The organism is Streptomyces griseus (genome assembly GCF_900460065.1).
GTDB lineage: Bacteria > Actinomycetota > Actinomycetes > Streptomycetales > Streptomycetaceae > Streptomyces > Streptomyces griseus.
On sequence record NZ_UAVD01000056.1, the window covers coordinates 15,447 to 41,094 of the forward strand.

The 25,648-nt window shown below is 71.8% G+C and carries 23 protein-coding genes and 1 tRNA gene; 15 read left to right on the top strand and 9 right to left on the bottom strand.

Translation table 11 applies throughout. From position 1 onward, the window contains the following. Positions 1–90: 90 nt before the first annotated feature. Positions 91–2,652, bottom strand: a complete 2,562-nt coding sequence (locus DTB53_RS33745) for an SUKH-4 family immunity protein (RefSeq protein WP_370454251.1) — start codon at positions 2,650–2,652, stop codon at positions 91–93. 5 nt (positions 2,653–2,657) lie between these two features. Beyond that, complete coding sequence (locus DTB53_RS33750; protein WP_003968598.1) at positions 2,658–3,635, bottom strand: SMI1/KNR4 family protein; 978 nt, start codon at positions 3,633–3,635, stop codon at positions 2,658–2,660. Positions 3,636–3,870: 235 nt separating this feature from the next. Between DTB53_RS33750 and DTB53_RS33755 the strand changes: the two genes are divergently transcribed. Both DTB53_RS33755 and DTB53_RS33760 read left to right on the top strand, forming a co-directional pair. Next, complete coding sequence (locus DTB53_RS33755; protein ID WP_012380568.1) at positions 3,871–4,395, top strand: YwqJ-related putative deaminase; 525 nt, start codon at positions 3,871–3,873, stop codon at positions 4,393–4,395. Between the two features lie 10 nt (positions 4,396–4,405). Continuing rightward, the gene (locus DTB53_RS33760) at positions 4,406–4,900 is read left to right on the top strand and encodes an SUKH-3 domain-containing protein (protein WP_012380567.1); all 495 of its coding nucleotides are present in this window, start codon (positions 4,406–4,408) and stop codon (positions 4,898–4,900) included. 189 nt (positions 4,901–5,089) lie between these two features. Here the strand turns inward: DTB53_RS33760 and DTB53_RS33765 are convergent, their stop codons facing one another. Next, complete coding sequence (locus tag DTB53_RS33765; protein ID WP_012380566.1) at positions 5,090–6,430, bottom strand: sensor histidine kinase; 1,341 nt, start codon at positions 6,428–6,430, stop codon at positions 5,090–5,092. 394 nt (positions 6,431–6,824) lie between these two features. Between DTB53_RS33765 and DTB53_RS37055 the strand changes: the two genes are divergently transcribed. From DTB53_RS37055 to DTB53_RS33795, 6 genes are all read left to right on the top strand, one after another. Next, positions 6,825–6,897: transfer RNA gene (locus DTB53_RS37055), tRNA-Gln, on the top strand. 109 nt (positions 6,898–7,006) lie between these two features. Then, positions 7,007–8,455: a bifunctional UDP-N-acetylglucosamine diphosphorylase/glucosamine-1-phosphate N-acetyltransferase GlmU gene (gene glmU, locus DTB53_RS33775; protein ID WP_012380565.1), complete on the top strand. Its 1,449-nt coding sequence runs from the start codon at positions 7,007–7,009 to the stop codon at positions 8,453–8,455. A 120-nt stretch (positions 8,456–8,575) separates the two neighbouring features. Continuing rightward, on the top strand, positions 8,576–9,553 hold the full coding sequence (locus DTB53_RS33780) for a ribose-phosphate diphosphokinase (RefSeq protein WP_003968592.1): 978 nt from the start codon (positions 8,576–8,578) through the stop codon (positions 9,551–9,553). Between the two features lie 206 nt (positions 9,554–9,759). After that, positions 9,760–10,347 carry a 50S ribosomal protein L25/general stress protein Ctc gene (locus tag DTB53_RS33785; RefSeq protein WP_003968590.1) on the top strand — a complete coding sequence of 196 codons (588 nt, stop codon included), beginning with the start codon at positions 9,760–9,762 and terminating at the stop codon, positions 10,345–10,347. 112 nt (positions 10,348–10,459) lie between these two features. After that, positions 10,460–11,053, top strand: a complete 594-nt coding sequence (gene pth / locus DTB53_RS33790; protein WP_003968589.1) for an aminoacyl-tRNA hydrolase — start codon at positions 10,460–10,462, stop codon at positions 11,051–11,053. Between the two features lie 127 nt (positions 11,054–11,180). Beyond that, complete coding sequence (locus DTB53_RS33795) at positions 11,181–11,651, top strand: hypothetical protein (RefSeq protein ID WP_012380563.1); 471 nt, start codon at positions 11,181–11,183, stop codon at positions 11,649–11,651. A 54-nt stretch (positions 11,652–11,705) separates the two neighbouring features. Here DTB53_RS33795 and ppc read toward each other — a convergent pair whose 3' ends face one another. After that, the gene (gene ppc, locus DTB53_RS33800; protein ID WP_012380562.1) at positions 11,706–14,435 is read right to left on the bottom strand and encodes a phosphoenolpyruvate carboxylase; all 2,730 of its coding nucleotides are present in this window, start codon (positions 14,433–14,435) and stop codon (positions 11,706–11,708) included. A gap of 400 nt (positions 14,436–14,835) precedes the next feature. Between ppc and DTB53_RS33805 the strand changes: the two genes are divergently transcribed. The 3 genes from DTB53_RS33805 to DTB53_RS33815 all read left to right on the top strand — a co-directional run bounded on the left by DTB53_RS33805 (position 14,836) and on the right by DTB53_RS33815 (position 17,220). Then, positions 14,836–15,822 (top strand): acyl-CoA desaturase, encoded by a 987-nt coding sequence (locus tag DTB53_RS33805; protein ID WP_012380561.1) that lies wholly within the window; start codon positions 14,836–14,838, stop codon positions 15,820–15,822. Then, on the top strand, positions 15,819–16,505 hold the full coding sequence (locus DTB53_RS33810) for a TetR/AcrR family transcriptional regulator (protein WP_003968583.1): 687 nt from the start codon (positions 15,819–15,821) through the stop codon (positions 16,503–16,505). Before DTB53_RS33805 ends, DTB53_RS33810 begins: the two co-directional genes overlap by 4 nt. Before the next feature lie 112 nt (positions 16,506–16,617). Then, positions 16,618–17,220, top strand: a complete 603-nt coding sequence (locus tag DTB53_RS33815; protein ID WP_003968582.1) for a Uma2 family endonuclease — start codon at positions 16,618–16,620, stop codon at positions 17,218–17,220. Between the two features lie 77 nt (positions 17,221–17,297). Here the strand turns inward: DTB53_RS33815 and DTB53_RS33820 are convergent, their stop codons facing one another. Then, on the bottom strand, positions 17,298–18,110 hold the full coding sequence (locus DTB53_RS33820) for a trans-aconitate 2-methyltransferase (RefSeq protein ID WP_003968581.1): 813 nt from the start codon (positions 18,108–18,110) through the stop codon (positions 17,298–17,300). Positions 18,111–18,199: 89 nt separating this feature from the next. Between DTB53_RS33820 and DTB53_RS33825 the strand changes: the two genes are divergently transcribed. Next, positions 18,200–18,697 (top strand): MarR family winged helix-turn-helix transcriptional regulator, encoded by a 498-nt coding sequence (locus tag DTB53_RS33825; RefSeq protein ID WP_003968580.1) that lies wholly within the window; start codon positions 18,200–18,202, stop codon positions 18,695–18,697. Here DTB53_RS33825 and DTB53_RS33830 read toward each other — a convergent pair. After that, positions 18,653–19,429 carry a response regulator transcription factor gene (locus DTB53_RS33830; protein ID WP_030705511.1) on the bottom strand — a complete coding sequence of 259 codons (777 nt, stop codon included), beginning with the start codon at positions 19,427–19,429 and terminating at the stop codon, positions 18,653–18,655. The two genes, DTB53_RS33825 and DTB53_RS33830, sit on opposite strands and share 45 nt — an antisense overlap. 246 nt (positions 19,430–19,675) lie before the next feature. On the opposite strand from DTB53_RS33830, the gene DTB53_RS33835 reads away from it, so the two are divergent. Then, entirely contained in the window at positions 19,676–20,116 is a 441-nt protein-coding gene (locus DTB53_RS33835) for a GNAT family N-acetyltransferase (protein ID WP_003968578.1), read from the top strand. A 21-nt stretch (positions 20,117–20,137) separates the two neighbouring features. On the opposite strand, the gene galK is transcribed toward DTB53_RS33835, so the two are convergent. The 3 genes from galK to galT are packed head-to-tail and all read right to left on the bottom strand — an operon-like array spanning position 20,138 to position 23,375. After that, positions 20,138–21,340: a galactokinase gene (galK, locus tag DTB53_RS33840; RefSeq protein WP_012380557.1), complete on the bottom strand. Its 1,203-nt coding sequence runs from the start codon at positions 21,338–21,340 to the stop codon at positions 20,138–20,140. Then, positions 21,337–22,335 (bottom strand): UDP-glucose 4-epimerase GalE, encoded by a 999-nt coding sequence (gene galE / locus DTB53_RS33845; protein ID WP_012380556.1) that lies wholly within the window; start codon positions 22,333–22,335, stop codon positions 21,337–21,339. Before galE ends, galK begins: the two co-directional genes overlap by 4 nt. After that, positions 22,332–23,375, bottom strand: coding sequence for a galactose-1-phosphate uridylyltransferase (gene galT / locus DTB53_RS33850; RefSeq protein WP_012380555.1), 1,044 nt, complete (start codon positions 23,373–23,375; stop codon positions 22,332–22,334). Before galT ends, galE begins: the two co-directional genes overlap by 4 nt. Before the next feature lie 224 nt (positions 23,376–23,599). Between galT and DTB53_RS33855 the strand changes: the two genes are divergently transcribed. Beyond that, positions 23,600–25,270 carry a sodium:solute symporter family protein gene (locus DTB53_RS33855; RefSeq protein ID WP_003968573.1) on the top strand — a complete coding sequence of 557 codons (1,671 nt, stop codon included), beginning with the start codon at positions 23,600–23,602 and terminating at the stop codon, positions 25,268–25,270. Between the two features lie 15 nt (positions 25,271–25,285). After that, positions 25,286–25,615 (top strand): hypothetical protein, encoded by a 330-nt coding sequence (locus DTB53_RS33860; RefSeq protein ID WP_003968572.1) that lies wholly within the window; start codon positions 25,286–25,288, stop codon positions 25,613–25,615. Positions 25,616–25,648 lie beyond the last annotated feature (33 nt).

The following is a 25,648-nucleotide window of genomic DNA, read 5'->3' on the forward strand; positions in this document are numbered from 1 at the left end:
CGTCCGGGCGTCCCGGCACACGGCGAGGCGCCCGGACCCGTCCGGGTCCGGGCGCCTCGTACCCGCTCGCCGCTCAGCTCCGCGTACGGCTCAGATCAGGCCGTCCCACATCTGCTCCAGCAGCACCGACCACCAGCTCTCCGGCGACGCCAGCGCCGCCGGGTCCAGCGCCACCAGCTGTGCCTGGAAATCGACGGTCCAGCGGCCCGCCTGCTCCGGGTTCAGCCCGTACCGCAGCCGCCACATCCGGCCCAGCAACGCCATCGACCGCACGAACTCCGGCAGCCCGGTGTTGACGAACTGCGGCGGCACCGACTGCCCGCCGGGGCCCGCCTCCACCGGCACGGCCACGATGTTCGCCGTCCCGTACTGCACACAGATCGCCCGGCCGAAGTCCGTACCCATCACCAGGTACGACCCCGCGTCCGGCGCGGCCTGCACCTGACGCTGCGCCGCCAGCTCGCCCAGCGTCGGCACCACCGGCTGCCCCGGCTGCGCCCAGAAGAACGGCCCGAAATCGGCGGGCAGACCCGCCCACACCAGGGTGCGCGCGACGATCTCCGGCACCCCCTGGCGGGACACCGCCCGCTGGTCGAACCGCAGGATGCCCTGCGGACCGAACGCCTGGGCCAGCTCCTCGGCCACCGCCTCCGGCGGCAGCGCGGGCGCGGGCGGCATCTGCGGCAGCGGCGCCCGCACCGGGGCCGGCCGCGCGGGGCCGTCCGCGACCTGGTGCAGCTCACCCTGGTGCGTCAGCAGATGCTGCATGCCCTGCTGACGGCTGGCGTGGTCCGTGCCGTACGGGGCGACGCTGGTGATCCGCACCTGCGGCCAGGTCTCCCGGATCATCCGGGCGCAGTACCCGCCCGGCAGCTCGCAGGACTCCAGCTCGGTGTGCAGCTCGATGACCTGCTGCGGCGGCACGTTCATCGCCCGCAGCTCGTGCAGCATCTGCCACTCGGGGTGCGGGGTGCCCGGCGCCGAACGGCGGATCAGCTGCTGCTCGCTGCCGTCCGGGGCCCGGAACCGCAGCACGGCCTGGTAGCCGGGGCCCACGGTCGGCTGGCCGGTGGGCTGCTGCGGATAGCCGTACGCCGGGGGCTGCGGGGTGGGCCCACCGGGCGGCGGACCGGGCGGGCCCGGAGGCTGCGGTACGGGGCCGGGGGCACCGGCCGGCGAAGCCCCGGGGGGACCGGGAGGACCCGGAGGGCCGGGAGGACCGACCTGCCCCGGCCCCGCGAACATCGTCTCCGCGTGGTGCACCCCGCCACCGGGAGGCGGCGTGGCACCGGGCGGCGGGCCGGGCGGACCGGGCGGGCCGGGAGGCTGCGAAGCACCGGGCGGGCCGGGCGGCTGCGGAGCACCCGGAGCACCGGGCGGGCCGGGCGGGCCGGGCGGACCCGGCGGCCTGGGCGCACCCGCGACGCCCGCGCCGATGCTGCTCCCGTCGGCGAACATCGTCGCTGCATGGTGCATCCCCCCGCCCGGCGGCGGGGTGGCCCCGGGCGGACCAGGAGGACCAGGAGGACCGGGCGGCGGGGTGGCGCCCGGCGGCGGCCCCGGAGGCGGGGTGGCGCCGGGCGGGCCGAGCTGGGACACGAGCTGCGTCGGGACGTACCCGCCCGCCGGAGCACCGGGAGCACCCGGCCCGGACGGCGGCGGCGTCGCACCGGGCGGCGTCCCGGGAACCCCCGGGGCGCCGGGCGGCGGCGGGGTCGACGAACCGCCCCCGCGAGCCCCGCGCGGCGGCACGACCGCCTTGCTGGTGGCCGCGTCCGCGATGTCACCGGCCCCGCCCGGGGGGCCCTGGTCGGGCCGGAGCGCCTGCGCCACCTGCGTACGCGGCAGCCGGCTGCCCCCGGACATCAGGGCCGTGGGCGCCTCCGCGGGAACGACCGGCGGCGGGGTCCCCTCGTCGTCCGTGCCCGACAGCGGCGGCGCGAACACCGTCGCGGGCAGCGGAACGGCCCCGTCGTCGGAGTCCGAGTTGGTGTCCGTACCCGCCCACGGGGTCGCCCCGGCGGGCACTCCGTCGGAGGCCGTGGGCTCGTGGTCGTCGCCACCGCCCGCGGCGGGCCACACCGCGGCGGAACCCCCGGCGGAAGCGGGAGAGGAAGGCGGCGGCGCGTCCGCGCCGGCCGAGGACCCGGAGCCGGGGCCGGAAACGGGGGCGGGCACGGAATCGGCCACCGGAACGGGAGCGGCAGGCGCACCGCCCTCGGCACCGGCACCGCTCTCGGCCTCGGCCGCCTCCCGGCGCTCCGCCCGGTGATCGGGGATCCCCAGCTTGTCCGCCGCCTCCTGGAGCCACTCCGGAGGCGTCAACAGGAACGACGTCTGGTTCAGGTCCACCCGCTGCGGCGGCTCCGGAGCAGCGACCGGCGCACCCGCCGGAGTCCCGTACTCCTCCTCGTACCGCCGGATCACCTCACCCACCGGCAGCCCCGGCCACAGCGTCGCCTCACCGCTGTCCCGCGCGATCACCAGACGCTGACGGCCCCCGTCCGAGACGGGGCCCTCCGCCCGGTCCTCGGCCCACACCACGAATCCCCGTTCGAACTCACGGACCCGCACCTCACGGTGCTGGTACGCGGGCACGTCACCGTTGACCCACTCGTCCGCCCGCTCCTGCGCCTGCGCGAAAGTCACCACCGCGCTCACCCCTCCACCGGGACGGCACGCGCGAAGCCGCCGTCCACCATCAGGTTCGCCACGGTCTCCAACTCGGGCGGATTGCCCGCCAGCCGCTGGAGGAAGGCGTCGAAGTCCGCACCGCAGGGCAGCAGCAGCCGCTCCACACGCTCCTGGACACTCCAGCCGTCCTGGTCCCGGGCATCGTCGTACGGGCAGAACCACACCGAACCGGGGTCCTGGCCACGCACCTTGACGGCGACGATCCCGCCCTGGACGAACGCGACACCCAGGAAGTCCTTGGTGAAGTGGTCCCGCAGGCACTTGTTCACGTACACCAGGTCATTCATCGCGGCCTCGTCACGCACCGTGAAGAACGGCTGGTCCACCAGCAGCCCCAGCTCCGCGTCCAACGCCGCGCCCACCGGGGCCGAACCGCCCGCGGCCTTCAGGAACGAGCGGTACGCGCCGGGCAGTCGGTAGCCGAGGTCCTCCTCGACGCCCTGCACCTGCTGCTCGCTCACCGCGCTCGCGCCCCTGGGCAGCCGGAAGTGCGCCGGACGGGTCTCCTGCAACGGGCGGGTGCCACGCCGGTTCTGGTCCACGTCCGTGCCCGCCAGGCCGCCGTGATGACGCAGCAGCGCCTTCACCTCGACCGGCACCAGCTCCATCCGCCGGCCGCCCGGCACGTGGTGCCAGGTCCAGCCGTGCGGGGTCGCCACCGCGGGAATCGTGTCCCACAGGTCGTGACCGCTCGCCGCCAACGCCGCGTTCGCCGACACGTAGTCGGTGAGGCGCAGCTCATCGATGCCGAAGCCCGGAGGCGGATCGGCGATCTCGGCCGCTGCACGCGCGTACGGCGAGAGAACCGGGTGACCGCTCCCGTCCATCCGCACCCCTCTGGGGTGACGGGACGCCCGGACCGGGTCCGGGAAGTTCACGACCTGCCCGGCGTAGGCGGCGTTCGGTGGCGCGGCTTGCTGCCCGAGCCGACCTGTCGTCATGGCTGTTGCCCCCTGCTGCGTCCGGTGTTCCGCACAGCCTAAGCGGTGGGGCCTCAGGGGATCCCGCCCCGCCGGATCCATCACGAACGGTCACATCCGCGTGACGGTGAGGCGACGGAGTCGCACCTTCGGGCGACACGCGGACACGTTTCCCCGCCCCAGCTTCCCCACCACCTGGCACATTTGGCAGGCTGTCCCCGCAACTCGGGGGATTGCAGGGAGGGACGTCAACACGATGCATTCCACACAAACCGTTACATCAGGGGATCCGCGCCTCAGCTGGAGCAGCACCGAGACCAGCCGTACGCCCCGACTCATCCACCGCCGCGACGGGATTCTCCCCGCCGTGGCCGCGGCCCTGTCCGTACGGGGCGAGACGCTGACCTGCACCGCGGGCAAAGGGGACCAGCCGCCGGTGCTGCACCCGCTCGTCCAGGACTTCCTCGACACCCTCACCAGCGGCCAGCGCGAACGCTTCACCGGCCGCTGCCCGGAAGCCATACTGATCTCCCGCCAGCTCACCGCCGCCGAGAGCTCGCGCTCCAAGCGCGCCCAGCGAAAACCCCTCACCAACGGAGAGGCACGCCGCGCGCTCAAGCACTCCCGGCTCACCGCCCGCCGCATCCGCGAGGACGGCGACCCCCTCCACGGCAGCTACGCACCGCCCTGCCGGTCCTGCTCCGCGCTCCTGTCCCACTTCGGCGTACGCCCCGTCGACCTGACCTCCACCGGCGCCGCGACCACCGCCGAGAAGGGCTGACCGCCCACCCATGCACGACCGCCAGCACTCCTCCACCCGTTTCCCCGTCGCCGTCGACGCCGCCCTGCGCGAAGCGGGCTGGCAGCCCGGGCGCTGGGACATCCGCCAGGCCGAGGAATGGGCCGACGCCCTGCGCTCCCACGCCTCCCCGGCCGGCCACCAGCACGCGGTCTTCCCGGCCGCGGTCGAGGCCTGGGCGGAGTTCGGCGGCCTCCGCATCACCGCGTCCGCACCCGGCCGGCAGATCGCCCCCGCCGCGGTGCGCATCGACCCGCTGAGCGGCCTCCACCTGGCACGGACGCTCGGGGACCTCGGCCGCGCCCTGGAGACGGAGGTCAGCCCGCTCGGCGCGGAGGGCGAGGAGCAGGCGGTCCTGGCGATCGACACGGAGGGCCGGGTCTACAGCATCGACCACACGGGTGACTGGTTCCTGGGCCAGGACATCGACGAGGCCCTGGCCACGCTGGTCACCGGCGCGCAGCCGGCCCGCCTGACGTCGTCCTAGCCCCCTCCTCCAGCCCGTCCGGCGCGTGAGGGCGGCCCCTTCCGGCCCGTCCGGCGTCTGAGGACAAAACCGTCGCTCGGGACGAACCGGCACCATCGCTTCCCGGCCGGGAAAAGTGCCGCTACCCCACCACCAGGCTTCCGTCCGCAAACGCCGGACGGGCTGATAGGGGGCTGAACGGGCCGGTCCTCAAGCGCCGGACAGGCCGGGATGGGTGGCAGGGAGCACCGCCGAGACCCGGAAGCCCCCCGCGTCCGTGGGACCGGAGACGAACACGCCCCCCAGCCCCAGCACCCGCTCCCGCATCCCCACCAGCCCGTTCCCCCCGCTCGGCAGCCCCGCGTCCGCCGCCGCCGAGTCCGAAGGACCGTTCTCCACCTGCATCGCGACCTCGGCGTCCCGATGCGCGAGCCGCACCCACGTCTTCGCGCCCGCCGCGTGCTTGTGCACGTTCGTCAGCGCCTCCTGGACCACCCGGAACGCCGTCTGCTCGACCTCCGGCGGATACGGCCGCGCCTCACCGTCCACCGACAGCTCCACGGTCATCCCCGCCTGCCGCGACTGCGCCACCAACGCCTCCAGTTCGTGCAGCCGGGGCCCGTCCTCGGACGCGGCGGTGGCGGCTGCCGCGACGGCCGCCCTCCGCACCGACGCCAGCGGGACCGCCCCCGCGCCGGCCGCCGCGGGGGCGGTCAGCGCGTCCCCGGTACGCAGCACCCCGAGCATCTCGCGCAGCTCCGTCAACGCCTGCCGGCCCATGTCCCCGACCAGCGCCGCGTTGCGCACGGCCTTCGCCGGGTCCTTCGGCGCGACGGCCTGGAGGGCCGCGGCGTGCACCACCATCAGGCTCACCCGGTGGGCGACCACGTCGTGCATCTCCCGGGCGATCCGGGTCCGCTCCTCCGTACGCGCCCACTCGGCCCGCTCCTCGGCCCGGTCCGCGAGCAGCGACAGCTCCCGCTCCAGCGAATCGGCCCGCTCCCGCAGGCTCTCCATCAGACGACGCCTGGCCCCTATGTAGAGGCCGAACAGCACGGACGGGGCCGTGAGCCCCACGGCCATGAAGACGGACATCAGCGGGACGTACCAGTCCCCCGGCCCGAAGTCGGCCTGCTCCGCCACGCTCTGCCGCAGCCGCACCCAGGTGACGATGAACGTCCCCACCAGCGCCATCCCCGCCAGCACGACGGTGATCCGGCGCGGCACCTCGGACGCGGCCAGCGTGTAGAGGCCCACCAGGGCCATCAGGAAGCCCATCTCGGCGGGCGTCATCGCGATCGTCACGAGCACCACGGCGATCGGCCACCGCCGGCGCACCAGCAGCACCGAACCCGCGAGAAGCCCGAACACCACACCCACCGGCACCGGAATCCCGGTGTTCCGGGCGAACTCCACCCCCTCCAGGCCACACTCCAGCGCCGATACCAGCGCCAGTCCCACGTCCAGGGCGACACTGCGTCGCCGCTCCCACCACCAGTAGCCGCGGGTGGTCGATCCCGCCGCTTCCCGGTCTGCCCCCGTTGCGGTCATGGCATCCAGCCTACGGGCGGACGCATCCCATTTTCGGATGACCGGCAACAGCGCGTTCCGCATGCGAACAAGCACGAAACACCTGCCGATCGCCTGAAATGGCGAATCGGCCGCGCTTTCGACCCGGACGTTCGCATTCCGGACAGCGGTCCCCGTATGACGGAAACCACAGGCGAGTGCCGGCGCACCCCGCAGCGACTTCACGAAGGCGACACCCAAGAGGCGCACCCCGAAGACCAACCGCGAGAACAGGGGCGAGACATACCGCGGCTGCCTGGTCATCCGCGTGACCAAGAGCGCCGAGCTCGATCGTCGCGGAGAAGGCGCCTTGTACGGCATAGTGTTGGGTGCCGACCCGGCAGACCGACTCAATGTCCGGTTCAGTCGGGATTAATCCCCCATGGTGTAATCAGGCAGCACTGCGGTTTTTGGTACCGTCTGTTCAGGTTCAAATCCTGATGGGGGAGCTCCGGCACACGGGCCCCGACCACACCGGTCGGGGCCCGCCCCCGTTTCCAGCGGAAACACCCCCGGTATCCTGCGGATGACCACCACCCGAAGCCGAAGGGCACATCCGTGAGCGCAACCAGCCCGGCAGCCGTCGTCGTCCTCGCAGCGGGTGAGGGCACCCGCATGAAGTCGAAGACACCCAAGGTCCTGCACGAGATCTCCGGGCGCTCGCTCGTCGGACATGTCGTCGCCGCAGCCCGCGAGCTGGACCCCCAGCACCTCGTCGTGGTCGTCGGCCATGCCCGCGAGCAGGTCACCGCGCACCTGGACGCCGGCGACGCCCCCGTGCGCACCGCGTTCCAGGCCGAGCAGAACGGGACCGGGCACGCCGTGCGCATGGGCCTCGAGGAGCTCGGCGGGGCCGTCGAGGGCACCGTGATCGTCGTCTGCGGCGACACCCCGCTGCTGTCCGGCACGACGCTCGGCGCACTCGCCGCCACCCACGCCGCCGACGCCAACGCGGTCACCGTCCTGAGCGCCGAGGTCCCCGACTCCACCGGCTACGGGCGCATCGTGCGCGACCCCGCCACCGGAGCGGTCACCGAGATCGTCGAGCACAAGGACGCCACCGACGAGCAGCGGGCGATCCGGGAGATCAACTCCGGGGTGTTCGCTTTCGACGGGCGGCTGTTGGGCGACGCCCTGGGCAAGGTGCGCACCGACAACAGCCAGGGCGAGGAGTACCTCACCGACGTGCTGTCGATCCTGCGCGAGGCCGGGCACCGGGTCGGGGCCTGCGTGGCGGGCGACCACCGGGAGATCCTCGGCATCAACAACCGGCTCCAGCTCGCCGAGGCGCGCCGGCTGCTGAACGAGCGGCTGCTGGAGCGGGCGATGCTCGCCGGCGTGACCGTGGTGGACCCGGCGTCCACGCTGATCGACGCGACGGTGACGTACGAGCGGGACGCGGTCGTGCACCCGGGGACCCAGCTGCTGGGGACCACGCACCTCGCGGAGGACAGCGAGGTGGGGCCGAACGCGCGGATCGAGAACACCGCCGTCGGGGCCGGCGCCCGGGTGGACAACTCGGTGACGCTCTCGGCGGAGATCGGGGCGGGGGCGCTCGTCGGCCCGTACGCCTATCTGCGGCCGGGCACCCGGCTGGGGACGAAGGCCAAGGCCGGTACGTACGTGGAGATGAAGAACGCGACGATCGGGGAGGGGACCAAGGTCCCGCACCTGAGTTACGTCGGTGACGCGACGATCGGCGATCACACCAACATCGGTGCGGCGAGCGTCTTCGTGAACTACGACGGCGTCGCCAAGCACCACACGACGATCGGCTCCCACTGCCGGACCGGTTCGGACAATATGTTTGTGGCACCCGTCACGGTCGGGGACGGGGTCTACACCGCCGCCGGGTCGGTCATCACCAAGGACGTGCCCGCCGGCTCGCTGGCCGTGGCGCGGGGCCAGCAGCGGAATATCGAGGGTTGGGTGGCCCGGAAGCGGCCGGGCAGCGCCGCCGCGCAGGCCGCTCAGGCGTCGTCGCAGGAGACCGACGGGCAAAGCTGACCGGAAACAGGTGCGCCGGTGACGGCGTACCGTGATAGATGCTCACCCCATTTCGGCTGGCTCGTTGCACATCGGGACCTATGCGTGCAGCGCCAGATACACGTCTGAGGAGACTGTGCTGTGACCGGGATCAAGACGACCGGCGAGAAGAAACTGATGCTCTTCTCCGGCCGCGCCCACCCCGAGCTTGCCGAGGAGGTCGCCCACCAGCTGGGAGTCGGTCTCGTGCCGACGAAGGCCTTCGATTTCGCCAACGGTGAGATCTACGTGCGGTTCCAGGAGTCGGCCCGTGGCGCGGACTGCTTCCTGATCCAGAGCCACACGGCTCCGATCAACAAGTGGATCATGGAGCAGCTGATCATGCTGGACGCGCTGAAGCGCGCCTCGGCCCGCTCCATCACGGTGATCGTGCCGTTCTACGGCTACGCCCGCCAGGACAAGAAGCACCGCGGCCGTGAGCCGATCTCGGCGCGCATGGTGGCGGACCTGATGAAGACGGCGGGTGCGGACCGGATCCTCACCGTCGATCTGCACACGGACCAGATCCAGGGCTTCTTCGACGGTCCGGTGGACCACCTGTTCGCGCTGCCGATCCTGGCGGACTACGTGGGCGCGAAGGTCGACCGTTCCAAGCTGACGATCGTGTCGCCGGACGCGGGCCGGGTGCGGGTCGCGGACCGCTGGTGCGACCGGCTGGACGCGCCGCTGGCGATCGTGCACAAGCGTCGCGACAAGGACGTGCCGAACCAGGTCTCCGTCCACGAGGTCGTGGGCAACGTCGAGGGCCGGGTCTGTGTGCTGGTCGACGACATGATCGACACCGGTGGCACGATCTGCGCCGCCGCGGACGCCCTGTTCGCGCACGGTGCGGAGGACGTCATCGTGACGGCGACGCACGGGGTGCTGTCGGGTCCGGCCGCGGACCGGCTGAAGAACTCGAAGGTGAGCGAGTTCGTGTTCACCGACACGCTGCCGACCCCGGGCGAGCTGGAGCTGGACAAGATCACGGTGCTCTCGATCGCGCCGACGATCGCGCGTGCGGTGCGTGAGGTGTTCGAGGACGGTTCGGTGACGAGCCTCTTCGAGGAGCAGGGCTGACGCAGTGACGATCATCCTCGGGTGATCCACTTTGGGGTGCGGCCTCCCCGCCGGGTAGACTCAGCGAGTTGCTCGGCGAGGGAGGCCGTACCCGTGTGTACGGCGGTCCGTTATCGACGCGCTCTTCGTAGCAGGCCTGTCGTGGGCCGGGTGACCGTTCGTGTTCCGTCTCCCGACGGCTCACCCACCTGACGAGGAGTGCAACCATGGCTGAGATCAAGCTCGCCACCGAGGTCCGTACCGAGTTCGGCAAGGGCGCCGCCCGCCGCGTGCGTCGCGCCGACCGTGTTCCCGCGGTCGTCTACGGCCACGGCGCCGAGCCGGTCCACGTCACGCTGCCGGGCCACGAGCTGCTGCTCGCCCTGCGTACGGCCAACGTGCTCATCGGCCTGGAGCTCGACGGCAAGGACGCGCTGGTCATCCCGAAGGCCGTGCAGCGTCACCCCCTCAAGGGCACCATCGAGCACGTCGACCTGCTGACCGTGAAGCGCGGCGAGAAGGTCCAGGTCGAGATCGCGGTGCACGCCGAGGGCGACCTGGCGCCGGGCGCCAACCTGCTGGAGTTCGTCCAGAACACGCTGCTGGTCGAGGCCGAGGCCACCCACATCCCCGAGTCCGTGACGGTCTCCGTCGCGGGCCTGGACGCCGGCGACTCGATCGTCGCCAAGGACATCGCGCTGCCCAAGGGCTCCGTGCTGGCCGGTGACGAGGACGCCATCGTGATCCAGGTCGTCGCGGCGCAGGCCGAGGAGCCGGCCGCGGGCGAGGCCGACGAGGCCGCCGCCGAGGCCTGAGCCCCACGGCTCACCGTTCCACCTGCTTGACCGACGGGGTGGCGGCTCCCTCCCGGGGAGCCGCCACCCCGTCTGCCTGCCATCCCCCTGCGTGCGAGGAGACCGAGCGCTGATGTCCGACGCCACCGACCCCTGGCTCATCGTGGGCCTGGGCAATCCCGGCCCCGACTACGCGGCGAACCGGCACAACGTCGGGTTCATGGTCGCCGATCTGCTGGCGACGCGGATCGGCGGGAAGTTCAAGCGGGCGCAGAAGGCGCAGGCGCAGGTCGTCGAGGGGCGGATGGGTCCACCGGGTCCGGGGAGCCGCCGGGTGGTGCTGGTGAAGCCGATGTCGTACATGAACCTGTCGGGCGGACCGGTGACGGCGCTGCGGGACTTCTACAAGGTGCCGACGGATCACGTCGTGGCGGTCCACGACGAGCTGGACGTCGACTACGGGATGCTGCGGCTGAAGCTGGGCGGCGGCGACAACGGGCACAACGGGCTGAAGTCGATGACGAAGGCGATGGGTCCGGACTACCACCGGGTGCGGTTCGGGATCGGTCGGCCGCCGGGGCGGATGCAGGTCGCGGACTTCGTGCTGAAGGACTTCTCGTCGACCGAGCGCAAGGAGCTGGCCTTCCTGGTGGACCGGTCGGCGGACGCGGTGGAGTGCCTGCTGGCGGAGGGGCTGGAGCGGGCGCAGAGCGCGTACAACTCCTGAGGGCCCGGGATCCGGCCCGGTCGCCGTGTCGCGCGCCGGGCACAACTCCTGACATTCCCGGTGCTGATGGGATGTTTTTCGGCCACAGGTTGACCGCACGTGCGGGTCTGGCCAAGGATCGGCCCCCATGAAACGGAGCTCTTCCCAGCGTGCGGCGCTCGCGGGCCGACGGGCGGCCATGGGGCTGGTCGTCCTGGTGCTGCTGGTCGCGGGTGCGTGGTCGTCGTGGAACACCGCGCACCACATCGTTCTGGCCAAGGGGCGTGACCACGGCACGGTGACGGTGACGGGGTGCGGCGAGGAGACGTGCACCGCTTCGTACGAGCCGGACGCGGTGTCGCGGGAGCGTCCGCGAGTGAGCCTGGACGCGTCCGTCGCGGCGCGGGAGGGTGATCGGTTCCCTGTCGTGGTGAAGCCCGGCACCGATGCGGTGGTCCGCACGGGGTTGCCGGGCTTTCTGCATGCGTGGGTGCCGTTGGGCGGGGCGATGGTGCTGGCCGCGTTCGTGGTCGGCGGCGGGCTGCGGATGGCGCGGACGGCGTGGGGTGTGGGAACGGCGGGGGCGGCCCTGCTGGTGGCGACGTTCGTCGCGCTGTAGCGGGGCCGCCCCTTTCCGGCGTGCGTGTGGTCGGCCGGTGTGCCGTGCGTGCGGTCAGCCGGTGTTGCGGAGTCCCGCCGCGACGCCGTTGACGGTGAGCAGGAGGGCGCGGGCGAGCAGCGGGTCGGGCTCCTCGCCGCGCTCGGCGGCCTGGCGCTGGCGGGCCAGCAGGGAGACCTGGAGGTAGGAGATCGGGTCCAGGTAGGCGTCGCGGATTCCGAAGGTCTGCTGGAGCACCGGGCTGGTGCCGAGCAGTTCGGTGGAACCGGTGACCTTGAGGACTTCCCGTACGGTCAGCGCGTGTTCGGCCTCGATGGCGTCGAAGACGTGCTTCAGCTCGTCGGGGACGAGCGTGTCGACGTAGTGGCGGGCGATGCGCAGGTCGGTCTTGGCGAGCGTCATCTCCACGTTGGAGAGGAAGTTCCGGAAGAAGTGCCAGTGCTCGTGCATCTCGTCGAGGACGGTGTCGAGTCCGGCCTCGCGCAGGGCCTTGAGGCCGGAGCCGACGCCGTACCAGCCGGGGACGATCTGGCGGGACTGGGTCCAGCCGAAGACCCACGGGATGGCGCGCAGGCCGTCGAGCGAGACGCCGGAGCCGGGGCGGCGGGAGGGCCGTGAGCCCAGGTGCAGGTCGGCGAGCTGGTCCACCGGGGTGGAGGCGAGGAAGTACGCGGGCAGGTCGGGGTCCTCGACGAGCTTGCGGTAGGCGCTGTGGGCCGCGTCGGAGACGGTGTCCATGGCCGCGTCCCAGCGGGCGAGGGCCTCGTCGGACTGGCGGGGGGCCGTGTGCAGGGCGGAGGCCTGGAGGGTGGCCGCGACGGTCAGTTCCAGGTTCTCGCGGGCGAGGGCGGGGATGAGGTACTTGTCGGAGATGACCTCGCCCTGCTCGGTCACCTTGATCTCGCCCTCCAGGGTGCCCCAGGGCTGGGCGAGGATGGCGTCGTGGGAGGGGCCGCCGCCGCGGCCGACGGTGCCGCCGCGGCCGTGGAAGAGGCGCAGGCGCACGCCGTAGCGGTGGGCGACGTCGCGGAGGCGGCGCTGGGCGCGGTGGATCTCCCACTGGGAGGTCGTGATGCCGCCGAACTTGGACGAGTCGCTGTAGCCGAGCATGACCTCCTGGACGTCGCCGCGCAGGGAGACGAGGCGGCGGTAGGAGGGGTCGGCGAGCATCTCGTCGAGGATGACGTCGGCGGCCTTGAGCTCGTCGGTGGTCTCCAGGAGCGGGACGATGCCGATCTTGGCCCAGCCGGCGTGCAGGTCGACGAGTCCGGCCTCGCGGGCGAGGACTGCGGCGGCGAAGACGTCGTCGGCGCCCTGGCACATCGAGATGATGTAGGACTCGATGACTTCGGGTCCGAAGCGTTCGAAGGCCTGCTTGATGGTGTGGAAGACGCCGAGGGTCTTCTCGCCGGCCGCGTCGAGCGGGGCCGGGGTGGGGGCGAGCGGCCGGCGGGAGCGCAGCTCCTTGGCGAGGAGCTTCTGCCGGTAGTCGCGGGGCATGTCGGCGTAGCGCCAGGACTCCTCGCCGAGCCGGTCGAAGAGCTGGCCGAGGGCGTGGTGGTGGGCGTCGGCGTGTTCGCGTACGTCCATGGTGGCGAGCTGGAGGCCGAACGCGCCGAGCGTGCGGATGGTGCGGTCCATCCGGCCGTCGGCGAAGAGGCCGCCCTTGTGCGCGCGCAGGGAGGTCTGGATGAGTTCCAGGTCGGCGATGAGCTCGGCGGTGCCGAGGTAGTCGCAGCCGGGGCGGTGCGGGGTGCCTTCGGCGAGGCGCTCGCGGGTGTTGACGAGCTTCTGCCGGATGCAGGTGGCCTTGAGGCGGTAGGGCTCCTCGGCGTTCAGCCGCTTGTAGCGGGGGCTGATGCCGGGGAGGCGTTCCAGATCGGCCTGGAGGGAGGTGAGGAGTTCCTCGGTGGCTCCGGCGTAGCGGATGGAGTTGGAGAGGAGGCCGCGGAGGTGGTCGATCATCTCCAGGGCGTCGGTGATGCCGTGCTCGTGCTGGAGGATCAGGACGTCCCAGGTGACGGCGGGCGTCACGTTGGGGTTGCCGTCGCGGTCGCCGCCGATCCAGGTGCCGAAGGTGAGGGGGCGGGTGCCGGCGGGCAGTTCGACGCCGACGCGTTCCAGCTCGGCGGCGAGGTCCTCCAGGACGTCCCCGACGGCGCCCGTGTGGAGTTCGTCGAGGTAGTAGATGGCGTTGCGGGCCTCGTCGGCGGGCTCCGGGCGGACGACGCGGAGTTCGTCGGTCTGCCAGATGAGGTCGATGTTCTCGGCGAGGCGGAGGTCCAGGCGGCGGCGGTCGGCCTCGATGGCCGGGGTCTCCAGGAGGGCCGCGATGCGCCGGAGCTTGTTGAGGACCGAGCGGCGGGCCGCCTCGGTGGGGTGGGCGGTGAAGACGGGGCGGACGTTGAGGTTCTTGACCGTCTCGCGGAGGTGCTCGGGGTCGGCGTCCTTGAGCCGGTCCGCGGTGCGGGCCAGCAGGCCGCCCTCGGCCGCGCGGCGGTCGCGCATCTCGTGGGCGCGGTGGACCTGCTCGGTGACGTTGGCGAGGTGGAAGTAGGTGGAGAAGGCGCGCACGAGCCGGGCGGCGGTCTCCAGGTCCGTGTCGCCGAGGAGTTCGGCGGCGGCTTCGCCGTCGGTGCGGGTCAGGGCGCGGACCCGCTCGACGAGGTCGAGGAGCTCCTGGCCCTCCTGGCGTACGAGGGTTTCGCCGAGGAGGTCGCCGAGGCGGCGGATGTCGGCGCGCAGCGCGGGGCTGGCGGCAGGGGTCTGGTCGGCACTGCTCACAGTGTGCGGCTCCTTGCAGTGAATGAGGAGGTGCGTTCGCTTCGCCGTCCCCCCGTTGCGTGGCGGTGGGGCGGGTGGCGGGGTCCGGGGCCCTGCGGCTGGCAGCGGTGCTGTCGCCACGCCCCGACGAGCGGGTGCGGACCGCGCTGTCCGACGCTCCCAGGATAGGTGTCGTCGCAGGCGGCGTGTCGGTTGCCCCGACGGGGGCCGCCGGTCGCCGCCCGGGACACCCGGGCCTCTACCCCCCTACCCAGTGGGCGCGCGGGGTACCGCGCGGGACGGGCCCGAGCGGCCTCTCGTGTTGTGGGGCCCGTCACTGCCATACTTACCAAGCCGTAGGTTACGGAACCGTAGCCACGGCCGTCCGTGCCTTCTCCCTCACCCTCAGAGGTATCCCCCCATGCCGAGCACTCCTCCTGTGATCGACGAGACCGAGCCTCCCGGAGCGGCCGGGGCGGCGCTGCCCCCGGGCACGCTGGGCGGCGACAGCAAGCGGTCGATCGAACAGTTCGCGCTGCTGGCGTTCATCGTGGTGCCGTTCGTGGCGCTGGTCGCGGCGGTGCCGCTGGCGTGGGGGTGGGGGGTGAGCTGGCTCGACGTCGGTCTGCTGGTGGCGATGTACTTCATCGGCTGCCACGGGATCACGATCGGTTTCCACCGGTATTTCACCCACGGTTCGTTCAAGGCGAAGCGGCCGTTGCGGATCGCGCTGGCCGTGATGGGTTCGCTGGCGGTGGAGGGCCCCCTGGTGCGGTGGGTGGCCGATCACCGCAAGCACCACCGGTTCTCGGACGCGGAGGGTGACCCGCATTCGCCGTGGCGGTTCGGGGAGAGCCTGCCGGCCCTGATGAAGGGGCTGTGGTGGGCGCACATCGCGTGGATGTTCGACGAGGAGCAGACGCCGCAGCAGAAGTACGCCCCCGATCTGATCAAGGACCCGGCGCTCCGGGGCATCTCGCGCCACTTCCTCACCTTCACGATCGTCTCGCTGGCGATTCCGCCGCTGGTCGGCGGCCTGGTGACGATGTCGTGGTGGGGGGCGGCGACGGCGTTCTTCTGGGGTTCGCTGGTGCGGGTGGCCCTGCTCCACCACGTGACCTGGTCGATCAACTCGATCTGTCACGCGGTGGGCAAGCGGCCCTTCAAGTCCCGTGACCGGTCGGGGAACGTGTGGTGGCTGGCGGTGCTGTCGTGCGGCGAGTCGTGGCACAACCTGCACCACGCGGACCCGACGAGCGCGCGGCACGGGGTGATGAAGGGGCAGATCGACTCCAGCGCGCGGCTGATCCGCTGGTTCGAGCAGGTGGGCTGGGCCACGGATGTGCGGTGGCCGGACGCCGGACGTATCGAGTCCCGGCGCGCGTCCGTCCCGGCCGACGCGGCATGATTGACGACGTGGCGACCGACTCCAGCACGAGCAGCGAGAAAAGCAGGCCTTCCCCCTCCCGCCGGCCCCGGCGGGTCCGGATGACGGGCAAGGAGCGCCGCGAGCAGCTGCTGGACATCGGGCGCGCCCTCTTCGCCGACAAGGGCTTCGAGGGCACGTCGGTGGAGGAGATCGCGGCGCGCGCCGGGGTGTCCAAGCCGGTGGTGTACGAGCACTTCGGCGGCAAGGAGGGCCTGTACGCGGTGGTGGTCGACCGCGAGATGCGCCGGCTGCTGGACATGGTGCAGGGGGCGCTCACGGCGGGCCATCCGCGCGAGCTGCTGGAGCAGGCGGCGTTCGCGCTGCTGGACTACATCGAGTCGTACACGGACGGGTTCCGGATCCTGGTGCGGGATTCGCCGGTGGCGCAGTCGACGGGCACGTTCGCGTCGCTGATCAGTGACATCGCCACGCAGGTGGAGGACATCCTGGGCCTGGAGTTCAAGGCCCGCGGCTTCGACCCGAAGCTGGCCCCGCTGTACGCGCAGGCACTGGTGGGCATGGTGGCGCTGACGGGCCAGTGGTGGCTGGACGTGCGCAGGCCGAAGAAGGCCGAGGTGGCCGCCCACCTGGTGAACCTGTGCTGGCACGGGCTGGAGAACCTGGAGTCGAAGCCGCGGCTGATAGGGCACCGGAAGAGCTGATCACGGCTGATCACGTAACCCTTCCGCACACCGTCACCCGTTGTGATGACGCATGCGGATCTCCCGCCGTAGTGTGGTCGGGAGGGCAGAGGATCCGTCCATGGGAGGAACCATGACCGCCGAGCCGACCACCGCGCACAGTTCCCGCTGGCCGGTGCCCCCGCAGGATGGATACACCGTGGACGATCTGTTCACGCTGCCCGATCTCCCGCCGCACACCGAGCTGATCGACGGGAGCCTGGTTTTCGTGAGTCCGCAGCGAGACTTTCACAGCACGATGATCGATCTGCTGATGACAGGACTGCGCAGTACGGCGCCCCCGGAGGTGAGGGTGCGCCGGGAGATGACCGTAGTGCTGGATCGGCGGAACGCTCCGGAGCCGGACGTCTCCGTCGTGCGGACCGAGGCGATCACAGGACTCGACGTGACGCGGTACCAGGCCGCCGACGTCCTCCTCGCCGTCGAGGTCGTCTCCCCCGACTCCGAGGCCCGCGACCGTGAGGCCAAGCCGCACAAGTACGCGACCGCCGGAATCCCGCACTTCTGGCTGGTGGAGATGACCGGCACCGACCAGCACCCCGTCGTGCGGGTCTACGAGCTGGACCCGGTGACGAAGGCGTACGCGCTGACCGGGATCCACCACGACCGGCTGAAGACGGGTGTGCCGTTTCCGGTGGACGTCGACATCTCGGCGGAGGCGCTCGCAGCGCTGTAGAGCCGCCCGGTCACGCCTCCGGCTCCAGGAACTCCAGCCGGTTGCCGGCCGGGTCGTGGGCGGAGAAACGGCGGTGTTCATGGCTTCTCCTTGCGGGCGACCGCGAAGATGCGGCGGAACGGGAAGACCGTGCCGTACGGTCCCGGCGGGTAGGCCTCGCGGAGCAGGTCGCGGTAGGCGGTGAGGAAGGCGTCGCGGGCGGCCGGGTCGTCGGCCAGGGCGGTGAGGACGGGGCGCAGGGCGGTGCCCTTGACCCAGTCGAGGACCGCGTCGTCGCCGTGGAGGGTCTGGAGGTAGGTGGTCTCCCAGACGTCGGCCGTGCAGCCGAGGCCGCGGAGGCGGGTGAGGTAGTCGACGGGGTCCAGGACGGAGGCGGTGCGGTCGCCGACGCCGTGGAGCAGGGGGCGCCAGCGGTCGGACTCGCGGAGGCGGGCCAGGAGGGTGTGGCTGGGGGCGGTGAAGTTGCCGGGGACCTGGAAGGCGAGGGTGCCGCCGGGGGCGAGGGCGTCGAGCCAGCGGGGGAAGTGTTCGGCGTGGCCGGGGATCCACTGGAGTGCGGAGGTGGAGACGATGAGGCCGTACGTCTCGGTGGGCGTCCAGGTGGCGGCGTCCGCCTCGGCGAAGTCGAGCAGGGGCGGGCGGGCGTGGGCGGCGGCTTCGGCGAGCATCGCGCGTGAGGTGTCGTAGCCGGTGATCCGGGCGTCCGGCCAGCGGTCCGCGAGGAGGGCGGTGACGTTGCCCGCACCGCAGCCGAGGTCGGCGATGCGGGGCGCGGGGTGGCCGGGGAGGTCGCCGACGTGGGCGAGGAGGTCGTGGAAGGGGCGGGTGCGGTGGTCGGCGTGGCGGAGGTACTGCTGCGGGTCCCAGGAGGGCTGGTGGGGTGCGGTCATGGGCAACAGGATCACGCCGCGAATATCTTGATGTCAAGACACTTGAATTCAAGAGACTTCATATCGAGGGACCCTTTACACTGATCGTCATGGAGGACGAGGTCGACCGACTGGTCGCTGCATGGCGCCGTGAGCGCCCCGACCTCGACGTGGAACCGCTCGAGGTGCTGAGCCGCGTCTCCCGCCTGGCGCGCCACCTCGACCGGGCCCGCCGCATAGCCTTCTCCGAGCACAACCTGGAGCCGTGGGAGTTCGACGTGCTGACGTCGCTGCGCCGGGCCGGCGCACCGTACCAGCTCTCCCCCGGGCAGCTGCTCACCCAGACCCTGGTCACCTCGGGCACGATGACCAACCGCATCGACCGGCTGACCAAGAAGAACCTCGTCGAGCGGCTGCCCGACCCGAGCGACCGCCGCGGGGTCCTCGTCCGGCTGACGGCCGAGGGGCGCGACAAGGCCGACCAGTCGCTGGCCGGGCTGCTCGACCAGGAGCGCGCCATCCTCGGCGAGCTCTCCCGCCACCAGCGCGCCGAACTGGCCGGACTACTGCGCCAGTTGACCGCCCCGTTCGACAACATCCCCACCTAGCGGCGGTTCCGCGGGGCCGACCCCCGCCCGGCGCGCCAGCGCCACCGCGGCCAGCGTCGAGTGCACCCCGAGCTTGCCCAGCACGTTCTGCATATGGGTGCGCACCGTGTGCGGGGAGAGGAACAGCCGCTCGGCGACCGCCTTGCGGCCCAGCCCCGCCACCATGCAGCGCAGCACCTCGCGCTCCCGGGGCGTCAGCGACTCCACCAGCAGCTCGCTCTCGGTACGGTGCTTGCGGGCGGCGGTCAGCTCCCGCAGGACGCCGGTGAGCAGTGCGGGCGGCAGATGCGTCTCGTCGCGCAGGACGCCCCGTATCACCGCCAGCAGCCGTTGCAGTGAGCAGTCCTTGGCCACCCAGCCCGAGGCGCCCGCCTGGAGCGCCCGGGCGGCGGCCCGCGGGTCGTCCTTCTCGGCGAGCACCACCGACCGCACGGCGGGCCGGCCCGAACTGACCCCGGCGACCAGGGAGATGCCGTCGACGAGGCCCGCCTCCTCCTGCCGGGGCACGGGGACGGTGAGCGCGCCGCCGGCCGTCAGGGCGCCCAGCTCGGCGTCCACCAGCAGCACGTCGTAGCCCCGGCCCTCGGCGGCGGCGCGCTCCAGGGCGCGCAGCGCCGCAGGGCCGCTGCCCGCCGCGGACACGTCCACGTCGGGCTCGGCCGCGAGCGCCGCCGCGAGCGACTCGGCGAAGATGCGGTGGTCGTCGACCACCAGAACCCGGATACGCGCCACAGAACCCCCATCGGTGAGGGCGGACAGCTGCGGGTACGGCACCCGGAGGGGTCGGTGCGGCCCGCCGTGCTCCGGCCGCCGCCTTCGCACCGCCTGCCGCTCCGCCCCCGGGCGCCGTACCCGGCTCTCTCGCTCCCCTGAATCGGCACCGGCCCCCACCGGTGCTGAGCATCAGCGTACGGGTGGGGGGCACGGGGGGAAGGCGATTCGCCGAACTGGTTGCCCCGGGTGTTTAGGGTGTGCTTCATGTTCCGTCTTGAGACAGAAGTAGACAAAGAACGTCGCATTCTGCTGAGCGGGCGTCTGCACGAGGACAACATCGCGGCCGCGGCCGCCCTGCGTGCGCTGCTCTCCACCCCCGCCGAACACGAAGTCCCGCTGGAAGTGTGGGCGTTGGACGAGCAGGGGGAGCTGGCCGGTGGGCTGACCGGGCGGACCTGGGCGTACTGGCTGCATGTCGATCTGCTCTGGGTCGACGCCCCGCACCGGGGCTCCGGCCTCGGCGCGCGCCTGCTCGCCGAGGCCGAACGGACCGCCCGCACCGAGCGCGCGTGCACCCGGTCGAGGCTGGAGACCTGGGACTTCCAGGCCCCCGGCTTCTACCGCGGACAGGGGTACGAGGAGATCGGCCGGGTCGCGGACTACCCGCCGGGCGTCACCGAGTTCATCCTGGTCAAGGAGTTGTGAACGCGGGGCGCCGGGGCGGGCTCAGCGCAGCCGGCGCGCCCCGGCCGAGGGGATGGCGTCGAAGATCCCCGGGGCGGTGTGCCCGGCCGCCGCGAACGCCTCGCTGACGGCCTCGGCCACGGTGCCGGCCGCCGCCTCCTCCACCAGGACGACCGCGGAGCCGCCGAAGCCGCCGCCGGTCATCCGCGCACCGAGCGCACCGGCCGCGTTCGCCGCCCCGACCACCAGGTCCAACTCGGGGCAGGAGACCCGCAGATCGTCGCGGAGCGAGGCGTGGCCCTCGTTCAGGACGGGGCCGGCCGCGCGGACGTCGCCCGCGTCGAGCAGCGCGATGACCTGCTCGACCCGGCGGTTGTCGCCGACGACATGGCGTACGTAGCGGATGACGGACTCGTCCGCCCCGGCGTCGGCGAGGGTGGCGAGGGCCGCGCCGAGACCGGCGTACGGCAGATCGCGGAGCGTCGGTATGCCGAGCAGCCGGGCGCCCTCCTCGCAGCCGGCCCGGCGCTCCGCGTACGCCCCGTCGCCGAGCGCGTGCTTGACCCGGGTGTCGACGACCAGGAGCGTCAGGCCCTGGGAGGCCAGGTCGAAGGGGACCTGGCGCAGCGAGAGGTCGCGGGTGTCCAGGTGGAGGGCGTGGCCCTCGGTGCAGCAGGCCGAGGCCATCTGGTCCATGATCCCGCAGGGCACGCCGACGAAGTCGTTCTCGGCGCGGCGGCCGATCACGGCGAGTCCGGCGGCGCTCAGGCCGAGGGCGAAGAGGTCGTTCAGCGCGAGCACGGTGACGACTTCGAGGGCGGCGGACGAGGAGAGCCCGGCGCCGGTGGGCACGGTGGAGGTCAGCGCGATGTCCGCCCCGGTGACCGGGTGCCCGGCCTCGCGCAGCGCCCAGAGCACCCCGGCGGGGTAGGCGGCCCAGCCGTGGCCGGAGTGCGGGGCGAGTTCGTCGACGCGGAGCGAGACGACGCCGCCGGGGACGTCGGTGGAGTAGAGGCGCAGGACGCCGTCGTCGCGGCGGGAGACGGCGGCGACGGCGGTGTGCGGGAGGGCGAGCGGCATGACGAAGCCGTCGTTGAAGTCGGTGTACTCGCCGATCAGGTTCACCCGTCCGGGTGCGGCCCAGATGCCGTCGGGCTCGCCCCCGTACAGCTCGGCGAAGACGGCGGCGGGGTCGGTCCGGTGCCCCTCGGCGGTGGTCGCGGTCGGTTCGGCGTGCTGGGTCATGGGGTGGTGGTGTCCTCTCGGCGGGCGAACTGCCAGGCGTCGGCGATGATTCCGGCCAGGTCGGCGCGGGAGGGCTGCCAGCCGAGGCGCTCGGTGGCGGTGGCGGCGGAGGCGACGAGGACGGCCGGGTCGCCGCCGCGACGGGGGGCGGCGGTCTCGGGGACCGGGTGGCCGGTGACCTTGCGGACGGTCTCGATGACCTCGCGGACCGAGAAGCCGTTGCCGTTGCCGAGGTTGCAGATCAGGTGCTCGCCGGGGGCGGCGGCGGTGAGGGCCAGCAGGTGGGCCTCGGCGAGGTCGGCGACGTGGATGTAGTCGCGGACGCAGGTGCCGTCGGGGGTGGGGTAGTCGTCGCCGTAGACGTTGATCGACTCGCGCTTGCCGAGGGCGACGTGGAGGACCAGCGGGATGAGGTGGGACTCGGGGTCGTGCCGCTCGCCGCAACTGCCGTACGCACCGGCCACGTTGAAGTAGCGCAGCGAGACGGCGGCCAGTCCGTGGGCGGTGGCCTCGCCGCTGATCATGTGGTCGACGGCGAGCTTGGAGGCGCCGTAGGGGCTGGTGGGGGCGGTGGGGTCGGTCTCGGTGATGGGGCTGGAGACCGGTTCGCCGTAGGTGGCGGCGGTGGAGGAGAAGACGAGGGTGCGGACGCCGTGTTCGCGCATGGCGGCGAGCAGGGCGGTGGTGCCGCCGACGTTGTTGACCCAGTACTTCTCGGGGTTCACGACGGACTCGCCGACCTGGGAGAACGCGGCGAAGTGCAGGACGCCGTCGTAGGAGGGGTCCAGATGGCGGGCGGCGTCCTGGATGCGGCCCTCGATGAACGCGGCTCCGGCGGGGACGCCCGCGCGGAAGCCGGTGGAGAGGTCGTCCAGGACGGTCACCGTGTGACCGGCCTCCAGCAGATGCTGGGCGACGACGCTGCCGACATAGCCGGCGCCGCCGGTGACCAGGTACTTCTTCGGGGTGGTGCCGGCCTTCGGGGAATCGCTCATGTGCTCGCTACCTCTCGCAGTCGCTCGGCCGCGGCCTCCGGCGGCACGTCGTTGATGAACACGCTCATGCCGGACTCGGACCCCGCGAGGAACTTCAGCTTGCCGGAGGTCCGGCGAATGGTGAAAAGCTCCAGGTGCAGGGCGAAGTCCTCCCGTCCGGGGACCCCGAACGGCGCCTGGTGCCAGGCGGAGATGTACGGGGTCGGCGGCTCGCCGGGTCCGAAGATCCGGTCGAAGCGCCTCAAGAGTTCCAGATAGACCTGTGGGAACTCTGTCCGCGCCCGGTCGTCCAGCTCCCGCAGGTCGGGGACGCGGCGGCGGGGGTGGAGGTGGACCTCGTAGGGCCAGTGCGCCGCGTAGGGGACGAAGGCGGTCCAGTGCTCGGTGGCGAGGACGACGCGTGAGCCGTCCTCCTCCTCGCGGGCGACCACGTCGTCGAAGAGGTTGCGGCCGGTCTCCTCGCGGTGGCGGGCGGCCGAGCGGAGCATCAGCTCGGTGCGCGGGGTGACGAAGGGGTAGCCGTAGATCTGGCCGTGCGGGTGGCCGAGGGTGACGCCGATCTCGGCGCCCCGGTTCTCGAAGCAGAAGACCTGGGTGACCTGGTCGAGCGCGGCGAGTTCGGCGGTGCGGTCGGTCCAGGCGGCGAGGACGAGGGCGGCCTGTTCCTCGGTGAGGTCCTTGAACGACGCGTCGTGGTCGGAGGTGAAGCAGACGACCTCGCAGCGGCCGGAGTCGCCGGCCAGGGAGGGGAAGCGGTTCTCGAAGACGGCGACGTCGTAGTGGTCGTCGGGGATCTCGCTCTGCCGTCCCTCCCGGGTCGGGCAGAGCGGGCAGGCGTCGGCCGGCGGGTGGTAGGTGCGCGCCTGGCGGTGCGAGGCGATGGCGACCGCGTCGCCGAGCAGCGGGTCGCGGCGGATCTCGGACGAGGTCGAGACGGGGTCCAGCGGGCGACGGTCGACGGCGTCGCGGACGGCGTCGGCCGCGGAGTCGTAGTAGATCAGCTCACGGCCGTCGGCGAGGGTCGTAACCGTCTTCTTCACCAGGGTCCTCCACCAGATCCTCCCAACATAATCGCACATAACAAACCACAAGCGAACACCTCAGTCAATGCCCACAGAGCCGGGGGGAACTCGGGCCGCAACCGGGACATTCAAGCGCACTCGATCACGATCGAACAAAGAATCCCAACGCAAGTGTTCATTTCTCGAACACAGAGGCGTAAGTTCCGACGGGTTCATTTCGCGCAACGAAGCGAGTTCCCCCCATGCAGACACTTGCCGAAGGGCTCCGGCTCCCCACGAACGGGCTCGACTACGCCATCCTGGCCATCTACTTCGTCGTCGTGCTCGGCATCGGCTTCGCCGCCCGTGCCAGCGTGAGGACGAGCCTCGACTTCTTCCTCTCCGGACGGTCACTGCCCGCCTGGGTGACCGGGCTCGCCTTCGTCGCGGCGAACCTCGGCGCCACCGAGATCCTCGGCATGGCGGCCACCGGCGCCCAGTACGGCGTCGCGGTGGTGCACTGGTACTGGATCGGCGCCATCCCCGCCATGGTCTTCCTCGGCCTGGTGATGATGCCGTTCTACTACCGCTCCAAGGTGCGCTCGGTGCCGGAGTTCCTGCTCCAGCGGTTCGACAGGTCCGCGCACCTGCTCAGCTCCGCGCTCTTCGCGTTCGCGGCGATCCTCATCGCGGGCGTCAACCTCTACGCCCTGTCGATCGTCGTCGAGGCGCTGCTCGGCTGGCCGCAGTGGGTCGCGATCGTCGTCGCGGGCCTGTTCGTGCTGGTCTACATCACGATCGGCGGGCTCTCCTCGGCGATCTACAACGAGGTGCTCCAGTTCTTCGTCATCCTCGCCGCGCTGATCCCCCTCACCGTCCTCGGCCTGAAGCGGGTCGGCGGCTGGGACGCCATGAGCGACTCGCTGACGAAACAGCACGGCGGGGACTTCATGACCGCCTGGGGCGGGACCGGCATCGGCGACCCCAACCCGCTGGGCGCCAACTGGCTGACCATCATCCTCGGACTCGGCTTCGTGCTGTCCTTCGGCTACTGGACGACGAACTTCGCCGAGGTGCAGCGCGCCCTGTCCGCGAAGAACCTCTCCGCCGCCAAGCGCACCCCGCTGATCGCCGCCTTCCCGAAGATCTTCATCGTCTTCGCGGTGATGATCCCGGGCCTGGTCGCCGCGGTCATCGTGCCGAAGATCGGCACCCCGGACTCCGACCTCACCTACAACGACGCGATACCCCTGCTGATGCAGGAACTGCTGCCCAACGGGGTGCTCGGTATCGCGGTGACCGGTCTGCTCGCCGCGTTCATGGCGGGCATGGCGGCCAACGTGTCCTCGTTCAACACGGTGTTCACCACCGACATCTGGCAGCGGTACGTGGTGAAGGACAAGCCGGACACGTACTACCTGAAGTTCGGGCGGCTGATCACCGCGATCGGTGTGCTGGCCTCGATCGGCACGGCGTTCATCGCCGCCAGCTTCTCGAACATCATGAGCTACCTCCAGACGCTGTTCTCGTTCTTCAACGTCCCGATGTTCGTCGTCTTCATCATCGGCATGTTCTGGAAGCGGGCCTCGATGAAGTCCGGCGTCTGGGGGCTGGTCGCGGGCACCGGGGCCGCGATGGTCAACTACTTCTGGATCTACAAGGGCGGGATCATCGACATCCCCTCCGACCAGGGCGCCAACTTCGTCTCCGCGATCGTCGGATTCGTCGCCGGAGCCGTCGTCATGGTCGTCGTGACCCTCTTCACCGCGCCGAAGCCCGAGGCGGAACTGGCCGGTCTGGTGTACGGGACCGAGTCGCCGGACCCGGACGAGGCACTCGACGAGGCCGACAGCGCCTGGTACCGCAAGCCCGCACTGCTCGGCTGGGGCGCGATCGTGCTCGCCGCCGCGTGCTACATCCCCTACTCGCTCTGATCGGAGGCACTCACCATGTCCGAACCGCACACGTCCGAACCGCACCGTTCCGACCTGCACAAGGAAGTCTCCGAGCTGGAGCGCAAGTCCGCCACCGCCGCCCGTCTCTTCGACATCCGGCGGATCATCGGCGGCCTGTTCGTGGTCTACGGAGTGATCGTCACCATCGCCGGCATCAGCCCCTCCGACGCCGACCTGGAGAAGGCCGAGGGCGTCCACATCAACCTGTGGACCGGCCTCGCCATGCTGGCGCTGGGCCTGTTCTTCCTGGTCTGGATGAAGCTGCGCCCGGCCGAGGCGCCGGAGACGGCCCCGGACCCGAAGCCGGGGCCCGACGGGGGCTGACCCGCCCCGCCGCCCGCCCGCAGGGGCCGTGAC